Origin of the sequence: Pandoraea morbifera, assembly GCF_902459575.1 — a bacterium.
GTDB classification, from domain to species: domain Bacteria; phylum Pseudomonadota; class Gammaproteobacteria; order Burkholderiales; family Burkholderiaceae; genus Pandoraea; species Pandoraea morbifera.
Map to the genome: position 1 here is coordinate 181081 of NZ_CABPSD010000001.1, position 17396 is coordinate 198476.

Below are 17396 nucleotides of genomic sequence, written 5' to 3' on the forward strand. Positions count from 1 at the left end.
GAAACGTTTGCTCAAGCCGACATCACTGGCGTTTACGGCCCTGGACAATGGATCCCGCCCGACGATGACGATCACGGCTGAACCACCTGTGCAAGTCGCGGCAACGTTGCCGCCCACCGACCGCTTGACGGGGCTCACCTCCGCGCAGGCGCAATCCCGGCTGCAATCGTATGGCGTCAATGCAGTTCAAGAGGTTGGCACACCGGGATGGCGCCAACTGTTGGGAAAGTTCTGGGGGCCGGTACCGTGGATGCTCGAAGGGGTGATCGTCCTGCAGGTGTTGCTGCGCCGAGATCAGGAAGCGCTGATCATTCTGCTTCTGCTCGTGTTCAATGCGTTGGCCGCTTTCCTGCAGGAGCGTCGCGCGCAAGACGCGCTGGCTTTGTTGCGCAGGCAGCTTCAGGTCAGCGCTCGCGTGTTGCGCGACGCCCGATGGGGGCGTATTTCCGCGCAACAGTTGGTGCCGGGAGACGTGGTGCATCTGCGAGCCGGCGATATCGTCCCCGCGGACCTCGTGCTTTTCGCCGGCGCCGTGACGCTGGACCAGTCAGCGCTGACCGGTGAGTCACTCCCCGTCGACGCGGGCCCGGGGCAGCCCGCCTATACCGGATCGATCGTGCATCAGGGAGAAGCGAGCGGCGAAGTGATATCCACCGGGTCGCGCACCCGCTTTGGCCGGACCGCAGAGCTCGTGCGCACATCCAACGCGCCCAGCCACATGCAGCGCACCATTCTCGCCATCGTGAAGTGGCTGGTGGCCTTCGACTTCGTGCTCGTGGTGCTGGTCACGCTTCACGCAGTCGCGCACGGTCTTGCGCCGGGCGACACCGTGGTGTTCGCGCTGCTGCTGCTCGTCGCTTCGGTTCCTGTTGCGTTGCCGGCGACCTATACGTTGGCCACTGCCATGGCGAGCACACAACTTTCGAAGCAGGGCGTGCTGGTCACGCGGTTGCCTGCGGTGGAGGAGGCCGCGGCAATGGACACGCTCCTTTCGGACAAGACCGGCACGCTCACGAAGAATGCGCTTGGCGTTTCCGAGGTCAGGACGTTGGCGGATGTGGACGAGCAGACGGTGCTTCGCACTGCCGCTATGGCCAGTGACGATGCGTCGCAAGATCCGCTGGATCTGGCAATTCTTGCGGCTTATCGCGGAAGTGAACAGACGGACAGCTTGCCTGTGCGTACGGACTTTCGGCCGTTTGATCCGTCGACTCGATTCAGCGAAGGCATTTATGAGGTGGAGGGGCGTCCATGGCACGCGCTCAAGGGAGCGGCCCGCGCGGTATTCGAGCATTGCGAAGCCGATGCGGCGCAACTTCAGATGGCGCAGGCGCGGGGAAGGGAAGTGGCCGGTGGCGGCGCCCGAGTCCTGGCCGTGGCCGCGGGGCCGGCAGGGGCAATTCGGCCGATCGGCCTGATCGGGCTCTCGGACCCTCCGCGCGACGATGCGGCGGAGCTCATCGCAGCACTCCGGCGGCTGGGCGTGCGTGTTTGCATGGCGACTGGCGACGCACTCGAAACCGCGCGGGCGATGGGAGCCCGACTCGGGCTGGGAGTGCGGATCTGCGTGCCCAGCGGCAACGATCTTGACAAGCCGGAGCAGTGCGACATCTTCGCCCGGGTCCTGCCTGAGGAAAAGCACGCTATTGTCGTCGCGCTGCAGCGGGCAGGGCATGTCACGGGGATGACCGGGGACGGCGTCAATGACGCGCCGGCGCTCAGGCAGGCGGAGCTTGGCATTGCCGTGGCAAGCGCCACCGACGTAGCCAAGGCTGCGGCGGGCGTCGTCTTGACCGATGCTGGCCTGGGTGGGGTGCTGACGGTGGTCCGTGTGGGGCGAGAGGTCCACCGGCGCATGCTCACGTATGTGTTGAACAAGGTCGTGAAGACGTTGGAGATCGTGGTTTTCCTCACATTAGGGCTTTGGCTGACCGATGGATTTGCCATTTCCCCGAAGTTGCTCGTGCTGTTGTTGTTCGCGAACGATTTCGTCACGATGAGTATTGCCGCCGATCGCGCCGAGCCGGCGGCGATGCCTCAACGCTGGCGCGTCGGGCAGCTCATGGGGGCTGCTGCCGTGCTCGGCGCGGTTTCGCTCGTTTTCACGTTGTCGCTATATTTCGGTGCGCGCTCGCTCTTGGGGTTGAGCGAGCCACAGAGACAAACGCTGGTTTTCCTGCTGCTTGTCTTTACGACACAGGCCAACACTTACGTTTTGCGCAGCGACGGTCCCATGTGGGCCGTGGCGCCGGGCAAGCTCATGGCGTGGGTCAGCATCGTCGATGTGGTTTTGGTGTGTGCGTTGGCAGTGACCGGGACGCTGATGGATGCGGTTCCAGTAGCGCTCGTCGGCGCCTTGATCCTGGCGGTTGCCGTGTTCGCTTTGATTTTGGATCGGGGCAAGCGAACGGTGTTTCGCCGTTTCGCGCTTGTTGCCTGGTCGGATAGGACGGATAGGAGCGCTGATTGAATTGGGCGTAGACTCGCCATCCTACGAGGGCACGAGGCAGGCATTCCATGAGTTCAACGAGATTCAAGCAGGTCGACGTTTTCAGTTCCGTGCCGCTAAAGGGCAACCCGGTGGCAGTGGTGTTCGATGCCGAAGCGCTGAACGACCAGCAGATGGCGACATTTGCCAACTGGACGAACCTTAGCGAGACCACTTTCATTCTTGCGCCGACCGATCCGCGGGCCGATTACCGTCTGCGGATATTCACCACCCGGGAGGAGCTGCCGTTCGCCGGACATCCAACGCTTGGCAGTTGCCATGCGTGGCTCGAGTCGGGTGGCGAGCCCAAAGGCGAGGAGATTGTTCAGGAATGCGCGGTGGGGCTGGTGCGCATCCGCCGTGAGGGGCGGCAACTGGCGTTCCTGGCGCCGCCATTGCTGCGTAGCGGACCACTGGCGCCCGAGCTTCTGGAGCGCGTGCGTCAGGGACTGGGGCTGGCTCCGGGGGCGATCATCGCCGCCCAATGGGTCGACAACGGCGCGGGCTGGCTGGCCGTGATGCTGGCCAATCGTCAGCAGGTGCTGAATTTGAAACCCGACTATCAGGCGCTGCTCGGACTGGCCGTCGGCGTGATTGCGCCTTGCGATCCGCAGCGCGACGACAGCGACGCACAGTTCGAGGTACGGGCCTTCATCGCCGGCGACGGAATGCCGGAGGATCCGGCGACCGGCAGCCTGAACGCGGGCATCGCCCAGTGGCTGCTCGGGGCCGGATTGGCGCCTGCGCGATACCGCGTGAGCCAGGGCCTGACCATGGGGCGTGCCGGCTGCATCGAGGTCACGCAGGTCGGCGACAAAGTTTGGATCGGCGGCGACGCCGTGACCTGCATCGAAGGTCGCCTCATTCTTTAATGTAATGCCGTCACTCACATATAGTTGGGGATTTGTGCTTTACACGCACTGAGAGCAGGCGTTGTGTCGTCGGACCAGCCAAACCGATTCTTGCAATACTTGGCGAACTCAGACCGGGCACGCGGTGACAGCTTGTCGATTGGCGCATCATCCCCCTCATTGGCGAACGGGTCGTAGAACTCGATCTGAAACGTCGGGGACTTCTTGAAGAAGAACGTTGTTTGCTCCTCGTGGTCGAGGTAGGTCTTCACATATCCGACGTAGAGGCACGCCACGCCACCCAGTGCACAGATGCCCGCCAGCAACATCGCGCGTTTAACTTCCATTTTGGTCATGGCGCACTGAGTCCCGTCACTTTGCGAAGATCCTTAACGAGCTCTAGAATAACGACCTGAGGGTATTCTGCGGGTCGTTAAGGTGTCATTCTGCGCGCGGGTCGTCATGCTGGAATCGCTGGCGGCACATTCGGATAAGCCGAATGAGAGCCACGTACACAACCACGGTCACCACGAGCTTGGCCGTAAGCATCACGGGAACAATCACGTTATCTGGGTGGCCGACCGCTAGCCAGTCAGCGATAGCCCACCATACATCCAGTTGGCTCAATGGCATTGGCTGCGGATAGGTCCTTACGTAAAAAAGCGACACCGTCGCCACGACGACGAACAGCCCCGTCTTGGCCGCTCTACGGGCAAGTGTTCCCATAGGTCGTGACCTCAATAAAGCCATACGCCGTAAGTCCGGTGTTCCCAATAGGCATCCGGATCGTGTTCAGTAAAGCCCGCCGTATGGCTGCGAAGTCAGTGTAACTTTGCAGGGTAATACAGCCAAACGACACGCCCGAGCCGCCGGATGGATGGAGTCGAAAATTCCCTCGCGCCACCCCGTTCACTTGCACGGTGTCATCGATTTGCCCGTCGTCTTTGGATAATCCAAACCATTCGTCCCGATGGGTTGGCGTTCCGTTGAGCGAGTGATAGAAATCCCATATCCCGGCTTGCATCTTGGATCTGAGCCCACCCTCGGGTCGCTCAACGATCCAGTAGCGACCCGCAGGTATGGGCCCCTTGTTTGGGACGGCAGTGCAACCGCCACGGTTCCGATAGCCTTGGTCGCCCGAGTAGGCCTGAAAAGTGCCAACTCCGAAGATCGTCAGGGGCGAGAAGAACTGATTGTTGACAGTGAATGTGCCGAAGAGCGCCATAGATAATCCTCAGCGCCGCTCTAGCGGTCGTCCCATAAGTCGGTATGCTCGATGTTGCCATCCACATAGCACCAGGTGATGGAGTCATACATCAGGCTCACGGACTCGGTGGGATTCAGGCTGAAGTCCCCGGCGAGCTTTATATTTGCCATGCTTGGATTAACAGCACCAATCTTGATGCCTTTCAGCGACATTTTGAAGAACACTTCCTCCCGCCCGGCACTGTTGATGCGATACCAGTGCAGGTCGGCTGCTTGCAAAATTTTACCCTTCGAGACCGCTTGATAGAGATACGGGGACGATGCATCGAACTCCTTCTCAATCATCATCGACGAGTGTTGACGCGTGCCCGTAATCTGTCCGCTGTGGCGATCAATCGGCAAGTTCAGGCCGTGACTGAAACTGATGACCTCGATACTGTTCTCTCTATCCGTCACGGTCGAAGAGCCTTTGATCGGGGTGCCGCCATCGTCCGTGAGCCACAGGTGAACCGGAATCGCCTTAGTGCTTGCCTCGCCGAGTGAAGGCCCAAAAAACAGCGCGTTAAGAAAAGTCGTATTAATATCGCGGATTCACCACTGCCAGCAATGGGATTTGGCTCAAAGAGCACTGCAAAAATATTAAAAATTGAGCAAGCGTTGTCCACCGGCACATGAGCTTGGAGGTCTTGCCGAAGAATGTGTTTTCAACGCTCGATATCTGGGCGTTCAACCCTCGCGGGAAATACACGCGCTGCATAAGTGGATAACAGACCACCCCGAGGCTTTTGAATAGAAAGCGCAGAAAGCTGGCTATTGTCTTGCTGTCCCGTCTAACGGCCATTCGCGTTTTTGCAGGCGTTGCAATGCCTCAAGTACGTCATCCTGTCCCAAGGATCTTTGCGATTTTTTGCCGGGCGGCCGGCCTCGCTTGCGCGGCGCGTCCTCAACTGATGCTGACGGCAGCGACTGGGACCGACGGTTGTCCCGCTTCTCCTGAACGCACTGTGCAAGCTGGAGTACGTACCCAAGACGCTTGTTGTCCACGATCGCTCCCTGATCGACCTGCGATAGGCGATCGTAGATGGTGTAGGGAAGGGCAGCGCCATTTGCCCGGAGTTCGATCGTACCGTCCGGGTATTGGTAGACCTCGATGTACAGGCTTGCCAGTTTGCGCGTCTCTGGCGTTTCGGTCAGGAGATACAGCTTCTCGTCGTATTGAAGCGTCAGACTCTTGGATACGCAACGCGGCTCGCGCCAGGTGAAAATCAGGTCCAGGTTCTCGTCGGCGCGCAACTGACGGTGCGCGTCGTGTTCATTGCGTGGTGGCTTGCCGAACCGTACGTTGTGGTCCGCAATGAATTCAGGGATGAAGGCATTGGCTGCATCCATCGTACTGATTACGACCGGGTCGCCTCAAAGTAGCTAAACGTGGATTCGGACGGCACAAAGCGCATTTCCATGATCCGGCTGGTTGCGTCGTCGACGCAGACCAATGCCGTACAGGCTGGCGCTCGATCCTCGAACCAGCGATGATCACTACCGTCGATTTGAATAAGCTCGCCGAGGCAGGCGCGGCGATTACGTGGCTGGTAGACCTTTGGCGGTCGGGCATCCAGAGCCCGCCAGCGACCATCAACTTACGTACGGTCTCTTTGGCGAGGCATAGGCCGTGAATCTCGCGCAACTTCTCACAAGCCAGCGTCGGTCCAACGTCCGCATAGTTCTCACGAATAATCGTCAAAGCGACGGCCTCACGTGACGCGGTGAGCCGGTTGTTACTCGGTCTGCTCACTTTAATGACTCCGGTTCGCGCCATCGATTCGTTGCCTCGCATTCATGATCGGGGCATCTGGATACCACACGAACGGCTCGAACACGGACATTTGAACTTGGCTGGAACCGGACATTACAACTTAGCCACTACAATCGATATTCGCATAATGTACATTATGTTAAATGATGAATATGCAAGCACAATCGGACATGAGGGTCGGCTTCCGTCGGCGGACGCAATGCAGCGCCGGCTTTGCCGCGCCATTCGATGGCTACGCCGCCTATACGCCTGAAGCCTTCATCGAGCAAGCGATCAAGCCAAGCGGCGAACGCGCCGCCCTCATTCCTCACTCGTGATCGCCCCGCCCCTTTCCGGTCACCACGATCAGCACTTCGGCGTCGCTTCCCACGCTGCGAATGCGGTGCTTGACCAGCCCGGGGAACTGCGCGAAATCGCCTTCGCGCAGGATCAGCGACTGATCCGCCAGCTCGATCTCGATCGCCCCTGACAGCACGTAGAACACTTCATCTCCCGAGTGGAACGCGGCTTCCTTCACGTTCGCGTCGGCCGACAGGCGCAGCAGCATCGCGGTCGGACCTTCGCCGCCGTTGGCACGGCTGAGCGGCGCGTACTCGTACTCGCCGCCCGTGTCCTTGCGGAAATGGCGATCCCCCGCGCGCACCATGTGCAGGACGCTGCGGTCGACCTGCTCGCCAAGCAGCGACGCGGCGGACGTGTCGAGCGCCTGCGCCACGCGCATCAAGCCTGCCAGCGACACCGTCTTCTCGCCCCGCTCGAAGCGTGAGAGATGGCCTTTGCTCATGCCGGCCAGCGTGGCCAGCTCGTCGAGCGTGAGACCGCGTCGCTGACGGATGGCCCGCACCAGTTCGCCCGGATGCTGCGTGGCAGCGTCCGTCGCCCCGCCCTGCGTTTCTGCCGTCGCCCGAGCGCCCTTGCGCGCCGGAGTGTGCCGTCTTTCTGTGGACAAAAGTTGTCTCTCGCTTGGTGCCGTCGCCCTGCCCCAGCAGCGTCCGCAACGGCTTGTAATTACTCGTAAACACCTATTTTGACAGGGGGGCATAACGCATTCTAAACGAATAGACTGGGTGCCATAGGACAACGCAGTTGTCTTATGGACGAAACCGGACAACAATACAGCGCGGCGACGCGTACGACAGGACGAAACTCACATGGACACGACCCAGCACGAGGCGTCGACGATGACGCAAAGCGGTGCCCCATCCGATCGGCGCATGTTCCGCGTGGCGGCGGCGTCGATGGCGGGCACGGCGATCGAGGCCTTCGATTTCCTCGCCTACGGCACGGCCGCGGCGTTGGTGTTCAACAAGCTGTTCTTCCCAAGCCTGGATCCGTCGACGGGCACACTGGCCGCGTTCGGCGCGTTTGCCTCGGGCCTGTTCGCGCGCCCGATCGGCGGCATTCTGTTCGGTCACTTCGGCGACCGCATCGGGCGCAAGTCGATCCTGATCCTGAGTCTGGTGCTGATGGGGGTGTGCACCACGCTGATCGGCCTGCTGCCGACCTATGCCGACATCGGCATCTGGGCTGCGGTGCTGCTGGTGGCGTTGCGTATCGGCCAGGGCATCTCGTTTGGCGGAGAGATGGGCGGTGCGGTGCTGATGGCCGTCGAGCATGCGCCGGCGGGGTCCAAGTCGTTCTACGGCAGCTTGCCGCAGGCGGGGGCGCCGATCGGCATCCTGCTGTCGACGGGCGCTTTCGCGTTGGTCAACCTGCTGCCGAACGACCAGTTCCTGTCATGGGGCTGGCGCGTGCCGTTCCTGGCGAGCGCGGCGCTGATCCTGGTGGGCGTGTTCATTCGCATGAAGGTCGAGGAGTCGCCGGAGTTCGTCGCGGTGAAGACCCGGCGCAAGGTCGCCACGTTGCCGGCGAAGGAAGTACTGATCAAGCACTGGCGTCCGCTGTTGCAGGCCATCGGCGGCAAGCTGGCCGAAGTCACGCTGGTGTACACGATCATCGTGTTTTCGATTTCGTATGCCACGGCACGACTCGGCTTTACGCGCGGCGATGCCTTGAACGCGGTGCTGATCGGCTCGCTGTGCCAGGTCTTCACGATTCCGCTGTTCGGCTGGCTGGGCGACCGTATCGGCGCACGCCGGCTGTACATCTTCGGCACGCTGTTGCTGGCCGTGACGGCGATCCCGCTGTTCCACGTGATGGGTACCGGGTCGCTGCCGCTGTACACGTTCGCGGTCGTGCTGACGCTGGCGTTGAACTACGCGATCATCTTCGGGCCGCAGTCGAGCCTGTATGCGGCGCAGTTCCCGGCCGAGCTGCGGTATTCGGGCATTTCGATCGGCATCCAGGTGGCCGCAGCCCTCGGTGGCGGCCTTGCCCCGCTGATTGCGGCCACGCTGGTGGCACGCATGGGCGGCATCGGGTCGGTGGGCATCTATCTCAGCGTGCTCGGCCTGATCGGCGCGTTCAGTGCGTGGAAGATGAAACCGTCCCCGTCGGACCCCGCACCGCGCAAGTGATGGCGCTTATGTTCCCTGGCGCGCGCTGACGCGCCTTCAATCGGACCTTATTCATGATCACCCTTTACGACCATCCACTGTCCGGCAATTGCCACAAGGTGCGCCTGCTGATGTCGATGCTTGGCCTGACGTGGCAGAGCGAGTTTGTCGACGTGCCGAACGAGGCGCATCACGCGCCGTGGTACGGCGAGATCAATCCGCTGCGCGAGATTCCTGCAATCGACGACGACGGCCATATCGCGTGCGACAGCCAGGCGATCCTGACGTATCTCGCGTGGAAGCACGACCCGGCGTGGCTGGGCGATTCGGCAGAGGAGCGTGGTCGCGTGGTGCAGTGGCTGTCGTTTGCCGCGAACGAGATTGGCAACAGCCTGCAGCCGGCGCGACTGTATTACCTGCTTGGCGAGAAGGTCGACATTGCGGCCGTGACGGCGAAAGGCCTGCGTGTGTTGGGCGTGCTCGATACCAGGCTGGCACAGCAGCCGTGGCTGGCGGCGGCGCGCCCGACGATTGCCGATCTGGCGTGCCTGCCGTACGTGGCGATGGCGCGCGAGGGTAAGTTGCCGCTGGACGAGTTTCCGCATGTGATGGCGTGGATCGACCGGATTGCGGCGCTGCCGGGCTACGTGTCGATGCCGGGGCTGCCGGCGGCGAAGGCGGCATGAGCGGCATGAGCGGCATGAGCGGCATGAGCGGCATGAGCGGCATGAGCGACATGCAATGCCTGACGAGAGTTTGCAGTAATTGCTGACGAAGGAGAGATGGGATGCTGGATGAAGCCAAACAGGCGGTAACCGATCGTGCAGTGACGGAGATGGCGTCGCGTCTGGACCTGGGGGACTGGACCGAGAAGGAAAAGGTCGTGCTGACGTGCCGGATGCTTGCGATGGAGAATCACTCGGAGACGCTGGCGGGACAGATCACGGTGCGGTGTGCCGACGGTACGTTCCTGACGACGCCGCTGGCGGTGGCGTTCGACGAAGTCGAGCCGCGCCACGTGATTCGCATGGACGATTCGCTGCGGGTGCTTGAGGGGGTGGGAATGCCGAATCCGGCGGTGCGTTTTCACCTGTGGGTGTACCGTCGCCGGCCGGATGTGCAGAGCATTGTGCATACGCATCCGCCGTACGTGTCGACGTTGTCGATGACGGGGCAGCCGTTGCGCGTGGCGCATATGGATGCGACGCCGTTCTTCGACGACTGTGCGTTCCTGAAGGAGTGGCCGGGGTTGCCGATTGCGGATGACGAGGGCGAGATCATTTCCTCAGCGTTGGGCAAGTGCCGATCGATCCTGCTGGCACACCACGGGTTCCTGGCCGCGACGTCGTCGGTGGAGGAGACGGCGTATCTGTCGATGCTGATCGAGCGGGCGGCGCGCAACCAGATCATGGCGCAAACGATGGGGCCGGTGACGGAACTCAACCCGGTGCTGGCGAAGGAGTCACACGACTTCCTGTTGCAGCCGAGCATCGTGAAGGCGAGCTTCGCGATGTTCGCCCGCCGCGTGCTGCGTCAGGCACCGCAGGCGTTGAAGGATGAGGCGTGACGAAGCGCTAGCCAAGAGGCCCCCGCCGACACGCGGGGCCTCTGTCTCTTCGGCGTAAACCATTCTGGTTAATGAATTGCATTTGGTGCCAACCGCTAGCTCAACTGCCCCATGATCGCCCTGGCCCGTTCCACGACAGGCCGGTCGACGAGCTTGCCGTCCACGGCGATCGCGCCTGCGCCCGCCGTGGCAACCGCATCGAGCACCCGCATCGCCCAATCGGCTTCCTGCCGTGTCGGTAGATAGCCGTCGCGTACAATCGCGATCTGCTTCGGGTGAATGCAAAGCTTTGCCCCGAATCCGAACGTGCGCGAATGGCGCACGTCGGCCCGCAGTGCCTCGTCGTCACCGATCGCGACGGTGACCCCGTCGATGGGCGCCGGCAACCGTGCGTAGCGGGACTCGATCACGAACTGCGTGCGAATCGCATCGAGCGCGGCGCCGTCGTCGCCGATACCCGCATCCGCACAGAAGTCGACCGTACCGAAGGCCAGGCGTGTCACCCCCGGCGCGCCTGCGATCTCGCGCAGACGCACCACCGCATCGACCGTCTCGATCAGCGCATATAACGTCTGTGCCTCGCGCAAGCAGGCGCGCAACGCCCGCATCTCGTCGGCACGCTCCGTCTTTGGCAACATGATTCCGGCGACACCCGGCATTTCGACCAGGCGCATATCGTCGGTGTGCCAGGGCGTATGCACGCCGTTGATGCGCACCAGCACACGCGGATCCTCTCCGTGCTGCGCCAGCCATGTGAACAAGGCGTCGCGCGCCGTGGGTTTGTTCTCGGGAGACACCGCGTCCTCGAGGTCGAGGATCACAAAGGCGGCGTCGGTGGCGAGCGCCTTGTCGAAGCGATCCGGACGATCACCCGGAACGAAAAGATACGTCGATGCTGCTTGCATGGGAGCCCCTTTGCGCGGGCGCCCTTCCCCATGCATTGACGGGTTGTCAGGAAGCGGCGCGCCAGTCGCGTTGAAATGTTTCGGAATAACTGAAGCGGTCGGCCGGATGAATGCTGATCGCCGCCTCGACAATTTCCTCACGGCGGTTCAAATACCGCCGGCAAATCCACAAGGCCGCCGACTTCGGCTTGACGTTGAGCCAGCGTGCCTGCGCCGCTGTGATCAACGTGGCCCGAATCTCCTGCTGCACGGCCGCGATGTGCTCGCCGAACTGCTCTTCGATCAGCGTGTAAATCGGCACATGCGAACTGCCCTCGATCCCCTCCAGCGCACGAAATGCCGGATGGATGTAAATGTCGCTGACACAAATCGGCTCCGGCTCGGCGCCACTGCGCCGCAGTGCCGAAATGTGCAGCCACGACTCGCCATTGCCGGCACGCAGCACCGGCGCCAGCGTTTCGTCCACTTCGACCAGATCGCGCGCGAGGATCTCCAGCTCGGTGTCGGCTGTGTACTGCTGCAAGTCGCTCAGCTGCCGCATCACCTGCTGGTAGCCGCTGACCGCCTCGCGCGCCAGTACGCGCGTGCCGACGCCGGGCTGACGATCCACCAATCCCATCTGCACCAGGCGCTTGACCGCCTCGCGAACCGTGAAGCGGCTAGCGCCGAACTGCTCGCACAGATCGAACTCGGTCGGCAGGAAGTCACCGACCGAGTATCGGCCATCGCGGATCTCCTGGATCAGTGTCTGCGCCAGTTGCAGATAGCGTGGCTGCTGGTTGAGCAATGGGGTCATGCGCGTGGTCGGCATTGCCGGTGAGGAGTAATGATGTCATTGCACCACAGCTTGCTCGCGCAGCCAAGCAATCGCGTCGTCGCCGAACCCGGCCTCACGCAGCACCTCGTCGGTATGCTCGCCCATGCGCGGCGCCGCACGTGCCGGCAGCGGGGTGTCGATTCTCACCGGCGACGCCACGCCCTTGATCGGGCCATGTTCCGGATGCTCGAAGTCCATCACGCGGGCCTGTTCGGCAACGAAGGGGCTGTCGAGCGCCTGGGCGACGTCGTGCACCGGTGCCGCCGGCACCTTGCCCGCAAAGCGCTCCATCCACGTCGCCGTGTCCTCGGTCATCAACACTTCGTCGAGCTCGCGACGCACGCGGTCGCGATGCTTCAGGCGCGCCGCATAGTTGCTTAGCTCAGGGTCGGTAATCCATTCCGGCTTGCCGATCTCCTGCGCCAGCACTCCCCAGAACTTCTCCTTGTTGCACATCAGGAAGATCCAACCGTCGCGCGTGCGATACAGCTCGCTGGGCGTGAGCGACGGGTGGCTCGAACGCGGCTCGCGCCGCGTCATGTGCCCGCCGTTCAGATACCAGGTGGCGACGTAGGCCAGGTTGTGCATCGCCACGTCGAACAGGCTCACATCGAGGTCGCGCCCCTTGCCCGTCTTGCGCGCTTCGAGCACCCCGGCAAGCAATGCCATCGACGCCGTCGTGCCGGTCATCAGGTCGATGATCGACAGGCCGAAACGTGCCGGCGGACCGTCCGGCTCGCCCGTCAGCGACAGATAGCCGGCCTCGGCCTGCATCAGGTAGTCATAGCCCGGCCACGCCTTGCGCGAACCGGTGCGGCCATACGCCGACAGGTGAACGCATACCAGCGCGGGGTTCGCGCGCGACAGCGACACATAATCGAGCCCGAGCTTGACCGGCAGATCGCCGCGCAAATTGTCGAACACGGCGTCCGCCGACTCGACCAGCTTGAGCAGGATCTCCTTGCCTTCCGCGCTCTTGAGATCGAGCGCAATGCTGCGCTTGTTGCGGTTGAACGCTTCGTAGAAGTGGCTGTCACCCTCGCCGAAGAAGTGGGGGCCGACCGCGCGACCGACGTCGCCGCCGTCCTTCGCGTTCTCGATCTTGATGATGTCGGCGCCAAGATCGGCCAGGTGCTGCGTGGCGAACGGGCCGGCACCGTATTGCTCGACCGCGATCACGCGCAGTCCGGAAAGTGGCAGGCTCATACCGGGTTCCTCTCGATCAGTTGCTTCGCGATGATGATGCGCTGCAATTCGTTGGTGCCCTCGCCTATCACGAGCAATGGCGCATCGCGATACAGACGCTCGATGTCGAATTCCTTTGAATAGCCGTAGGCGCCGTGGATGCGCATTGCTTCCGCGCTGTTCTCGACGCCGGCCTCGGTGGCGAAGTACTTCGCCATACCGGCTTCCATGTCGCAACGCTCCCCGCGGTCGTACGCCTGCGCCGCCGCGTCAACGAGCAATCGCGACGCATGCACGCGTGTGGCCATCTCGCCGAGCTTGAGCTGGATGGCCTGGTGCTCGCAAATCGGCTTGCCGAAGGTCTTGCGTTGCTGGCTGTAGGCCACCGAGGCGTCAAGTGCCGCCACCGCGATGCCCAGGCCGCGTGCCGCGACGTTGATGCGGCCCAGCTCGAGCCCGCTCAGAATCTGCTGCAGGCCCCGCCCCTCCTCGCCACCGATCAGGCGGTCGACCGGCACGCGGTAGTTGTCGAAGTTCAGTTCGCAGGTGTCGATGCCCTTGTATCCGAGCTTCTCCAGCTTGCGGCTGACTTCGAACCCCGGGCCCTTCTCCGCGATCAGCAAGCTCATGCCGCGATGGCGCGGCTGGGTCGTGAGATCGGTCTTGACGAGCAGCACCAGGCAATTGCCATACAGGCTATTGGTGATCCAGGTCTTCGCGCCATTGACCACATAGTGATCGCCATCGCGCGTGGCGCTCGTGCGGATCGCCTGCAGGTCCGTGCCGCAATCCGGCTCGGTCAGGCCAATGCCGCCACGCAGTTCGCCCGTCGCGAAGCGCGGAAGGAATTCCGCCTTCTGGTCCGGCGTGCCGTTGCGCTGCACCGTCATCGCCATGATCAGATGCGAGTTGACGATGCCGCTCAGCGACATCCACACCGCCGACATGCGCTCGATGATGCGCGCATAGGTGCGCGTCGAAAGCCCCAATCCGCCGTACTCGGGCGCGATCAGGCAGCCGAACAGCCCCATCTCCTTCATCCGCTCGACGATCTCGGCGGGATACTCGTCAGCCTTCTCCAGGGCATGCACGTAGGGCTTGACCTCGACCTTGAGGAATCGCTCGAGCATATCGAGGATCAGGTTGTCGTCCTCGCCTTGCTCCGCGATGTTGTTTTGCACTTGCGTCATCACACTATCTCCAGACATTCATGCGCGGCTCAGACCGACTCGCCGAGCACGGCGTGCAGGGCGCCGGCCGGCAACCGGTCGAGCGAGAGCACGGTCTCTCGCACCTTGTCGACGCGCGCCTGCGGCAACACACGCGCGGCGTTGGCAACGTATTTCTCCACGATTTCCTCGTTGCTGAGCGGACGATCCGCACTGCCACGATTGATGGCCTCGCGATGCGCGAGCGTGGTGCCATCACGCAATTCCAGCACGACCTCCCCCGTGTAGTGGCGCGGGAAGGTGCTGGCCGGGTCGATCTCGTACTCAACCTTCGCGGCCAGCGCGAGCACCGCGTCATTGCGCAGTGCCCCCGGCTCCAGCTCGTCGAGCGTGAAGCGGCCCTTGATCAGCGCGCTGGACACCACGTAAGGCACGCTGAACTGCGCATCGTAGCTGTTGGCCGGACGGCGCTTGTTCGTCACCGGCTCGCATACCGTCTTGACGACTGCCTCGGGCACCTTCACGCGGATGCGGGCTATCCGCTCGTCCAGTTCGCTTATCTTCGCGCCGCGTTGTTGCCATAGCTTGTGCAACTCAGTGCCCGCATCGGCGAAGGCGTGCGTGAAATGACAGGCCGGCACCGGCTTGATCGCCACTTCCTCGATCTGCCACTGCTCGCCAAGGCCTTCGGTAGCGAGCGACAGATCGGCATTGCCGCGCTGCTCGCCGAGGTAGCTCGAGAACAGACCGAAGCGCCCTTCATAGGGTGCGGATGCGCCGATATAGCCATGCGCGGCCAGGGTTGCGGCAGTGAACGCCGACTGTGCGGCCCAGCCCGGATGCATGCGCTTGGTCCAGGCGCCGTCCTGCAGGAATTCCAGGCTGCCGCTGGCCATCGACAGCGCGATGCCCTGCGCCATGGCGGTCTGGTGCGCGTTCAGGCCAAGCAAGCGCGAGGCCGCGAGCGTGCAGCCGAAGATCCCCACCACACCGGTTGGATGGAACCCAACCTGGTGGAAGCCGCCCTTCGCCACCGAGCCGATGCGCGTGGCCGCTTCCATGCCGGCGATGTAAGCCGCCAGTGTCTGCGCACCATCGGCGCCGCGCGCCTCCGAGACGCCGAACACGCACGGCAATACGCTCGCGGTGGCATGGATCACGCCACGCGAGTGCGTATCGTCGAAGTCGAGGCCATGCACCAACACGCCATTCATCACCATCGCGTCGCGGGTGTTGAGGCGATGGCCACGGCCGATCACCGTCGCGCCCGGCTTGTCGCCGGCGCTCAGCGCGGTGAGGCCGTCGAGCGTAACCCGCGTGAAGTCGGCCGGCTGCGATGCGTAGGCCAGGCCAATCGCGTCGAGCAGCAGGTGCTTGGCGCGCTCGCGCACGACCGCCGGCACGGCGTCCAGCGACAGGCCCAAGGCGAACGAGGCCAGCGTTGCCGAGATCCCCTGGGGCGTGTGGTTCACTTCTGAAGTCATGCTGTCTCCTTCCTGAACGGATGCAAGGTGTTGGGGCTAGTGCTCGGCATGCATGGCAGCGGTTGCGGCGGTGCCACCGAGATTGGCGTCGCCGGGCACGCCGATGTCTTCGAGCGACTGTTGATTGGTTTCCACGCGCAGTACCAGCAGCGCGACGATCAACAGGCCAAGCACGCCGCTCACCATCGCCAACACACCGGAAATGCCGAAGTGCTGGAACAGAGCGACGGCCAGATACGGCGTGCTCATCGATGCCGCACGGCCGCATACGCCGGCAAAGCCCGTACCGCGCAGACGGAACGCCGTGGGGAACAACTCGGGGATATACCCGTACAGTCCGAGTGTGACGATCGTGTAGATCGACGTCACGAGGCAGAAGCCGACGATCGAGATCGACATCGCATCACGCATCTGCGGGTACAGGAAGCCGAGCACGATCGTGGCCGCCGAGAACAACACGAGGCCGCGCTGCCGCCCGAGTCGATCGCCGAGCAGATAGCCGACCAACGCACCGCCCGGGGCACCGAAGGCCATCAGCGTCGTGAATCCGAGCGACTGCACCACCGTCAAGCCTTGCTTGACGAAGAACGTCGGCAGCCAGGCCACGAAGCCATACACGGCCACATTGATCGCGACACAGGTGAGCGCGGCGGTCAGCGTGCGTCCGATCACGGGCTTCGAGAACAGCACCGACAGGGGCACGTTGCGTGCCATCACCGGCTGTGCGGGCGGCACCGGCGGGAGCGCGCCGAACTGACGCTTCACCTGGCCCTCGATGTCGGCGAGCGTGGCTTCCGCTTCCTGGGTGCGACCCACCGATTCGAGCCAGCGCGGCGATTCCGGCATGCGCTTGCGCATGATCCAGATGGCGAGCGCGCCCGCGCCTGCGATGGCGAACATCCAGCGCCAGCCGAGGTTCGGGATCACGATGTACCCGACACTCGTGGCGATCAGCAGGCCCGAATTGATGATGAGCCCCATCAACGAAATCCAGCGCCCCCGGTAGGCCGGCGGCACGAATTCGCAGAGCGTACCGGCTGCCACGACAAGCTCCGCGCCAAGGCCCAGGCCCATGATAAAGCGCAGCACGATCAGCGTGGGCATGTTCGGCGCGAAGCATGCAAGCAGCGAGGCGATGCCGAACACGGCGAGATTGATTTGGTAGGAATAGCGTCGACCGAAACGGTCACCCACGTAACCGGCCAGCGCCGAGCCGATCAGCATGCCGAAGAACGTGGCCGAGATGAAGGCCGCGTTGAGCTGTAGTGTCGAGAAGCCGCTCTTGACCAGCGCCGCGAGCACCCCGGCGGCGAGATAGACATCGAAGGCGTCGAGTAGCGCGCCACCACTGATGAGTCCGAGAATCTTCCAGTGAAACCTCGCCAGGGGAAGCCGGTCGAGCCGGGCCCCTGCGTTGACGGAGGTTGCGTTCATACGGTTGTCTCCTGAACGTTG

The 17396-nt window shown here is 62.9% G+C and carries 15 protein-coding genes and 1 pseudogene; 5 read left to right on the plus strand and 11 right to left on the minus strand.

Features of this window, described 5'->3' with window-relative positions; genetic code table 11:
* Positions 1-64 precede the first annotated feature (64 nt).
* Positions 65-2470, plus strand: a complete 2406-nt coding sequence (locus PMO31116_RS00715; protein ID WP_150565475.1) for a plasma-membrane proton-efflux P-type ATPase — start codon at positions 65-67, stop codon at positions 2468-2470.
* 47 nt (positions 2471-2517) lie between these two features.
* Positions 2518-3360, plus strand: a complete 843-nt coding sequence (locus PMO31116_RS00720) for a PhzF family phenazine biosynthesis protein (RefSeq protein WP_150565014.1) — start codon at positions 2518-2520, stop codon at positions 3358-3360.
* Positions 3361-3374: 14 nt separating this feature from the next.
* Here the strand turns inward: PMO31116_RS00720 and PMO31116_RS00725 are convergent, their stop codons facing one another.
* From PMO31116_RS00725 to PMO31116_RS00745, 5 genes and pseudogenes are all read right to left on the minus strand, one after another.
* Positions 3375-3695: a hypothetical protein gene (locus PMO31116_RS00725; protein WP_246185088.1), complete on the minus strand. Its 321-nt coding sequence runs from the start codon at positions 3693-3695 to the stop codon at positions 3375-3377.
* Between the two features lie 350 nt (positions 3696-4045).
* On the minus strand, positions 4046-4564 hold the full coding sequence (locus PMO31116_RS00730) for a DUF2778 domain-containing protein (RefSeq protein ID WP_150565015.1): 519 nt from the start codon (positions 4562-4564) through the stop codon (positions 4046-4048).
* Between the two features lie 20 nt (positions 4565-4584).
* The gene (locus PMO31116_RS00735; protein ID WP_281350084.1) at positions 4585-5103 is read right to left on the minus strand and encodes an Hcp family type VI secretion system effector; all 519 of its coding nucleotides are present in this window, start codon (positions 5101-5103) and stop codon (positions 4585-4587) included.
* Between the two features lie 252 nt (positions 5104-5355).
* Positions 5356-6322: pseudogene (locus PMO31116_RS00740) on the minus strand (transposase family protein); the annotation flags it as partial.
* Between the two features lie 343 nt (positions 6323-6665).
* On the minus strand, positions 6666-7307 hold the full coding sequence (locus tag PMO31116_RS00745) for a helix-turn-helix domain-containing protein (protein ID WP_174970683.1): 642 nt from the start codon (positions 7305-7307) through the stop codon (positions 6666-6668).
* A 202-nt stretch (positions 7308-7509) separates the two neighbouring features.
* Here PMO31116_RS00745 and PMO31116_RS00750 point away from each other — a divergent pair, with 202 nt between their 5' ends.
* The 3 genes from PMO31116_RS00750 to PMO31116_RS00760 all read left to right on the plus strand — a co-directional run bounded on the left by PMO31116_RS00750 (position 7510) and on the right by PMO31116_RS00760 (position 10381).
* A complete protein-coding gene (locus PMO31116_RS00750) occupies positions 7510-8835 on the plus strand; it encodes an MFS transporter (RefSeq protein WP_246185089.1) in 1326 nt (441 codons plus the stop codon).
* Positions 8836-8888: 53 nt separating this feature from the next.
* Positions 8889-9500 carry a glutathione S-transferase family protein gene (locus PMO31116_RS00755; RefSeq protein WP_150565018.1) on the plus strand — a complete coding sequence of 204 codons (612 nt, stop codon included), beginning with the start codon at positions 8889-8891 and terminating at the stop codon, positions 9498-9500.
* 101 nt (positions 9501-9601) lie between these two features.
* A complete protein-coding gene (locus tag PMO31116_RS00760; RefSeq protein ID WP_150565019.1) occupies positions 9602-10381 on the plus strand; it encodes an aldolase in 780 nt (259 codons plus the stop codon).
* 95 nt (positions 10382-10476) lie between these two features.
* Here the strand turns inward: PMO31116_RS00760 and PMO31116_RS00765 are convergent, their stop codons facing one another.
* Genes PMO31116_RS00765 through PMO31116_RS00790 form a run of 6 tightly spaced genes read right to left on the minus strand, consistent with a single transcriptional unit; the run spans position 10477 to position 17375 of the window.
* Positions 10477-11286, minus strand: a complete 810-nt coding sequence (locus PMO31116_RS00765; protein ID WP_150565020.1) for an HpcH/HpaI aldolase/citrate lyase family protein — start codon at positions 11284-11286, stop codon at positions 10477-10479.
* Between the two features lie 46 nt (positions 11287-11332).
* The gene (locus tag PMO31116_RS00770) at positions 11333-12082 is read right to left on the minus strand and encodes a GntR family transcriptional regulator (RefSeq protein WP_031627249.1); all 750 of its coding nucleotides are present in this window, start codon (positions 12080-12082) and stop codon (positions 11333-11335) included.
* A gap of 36 nt (positions 12083-12118) precedes the next feature.
* Positions 12119-13309: a CaiB/BaiF CoA transferase family protein gene (locus PMO31116_RS00775; RefSeq protein WP_150565021.1), complete on the minus strand. Its 1191-nt coding sequence runs from the start codon at positions 13307-13309 to the stop codon at positions 12119-12121.
* Positions 13306-14478 (minus strand): acyl-CoA dehydrogenase family protein, encoded by a 1173-nt coding sequence (locus PMO31116_RS00780; protein ID WP_150565022.1) that lies wholly within the window; start codon positions 14476-14478, stop codon positions 13306-13308. The genes PMO31116_RS00775 and PMO31116_RS00780 overlap by 4 nt, the downstream gene beginning before the upstream one ends.
* A 29-nt stretch (positions 14479-14507) precedes the next feature.
* A complete protein-coding gene (locus PMO31116_RS00785; protein ID WP_150565023.1) occupies positions 14508-15941 on the minus strand; it encodes an MmgE/PrpD family protein in 1434 nt (477 codons plus the stop codon).
* Positions 15942-15977: 36 nt separating this feature from the next.
* Positions 15978-17375, minus strand: coding sequence for an MFS transporter (locus PMO31116_RS00790; RefSeq protein WP_150565024.1), 1398 nt, complete (start codon positions 17373-17375; stop codon positions 15978-15980).
* Between the last annotated feature and the right edge of the window lie 21 nt (positions 17376-17396).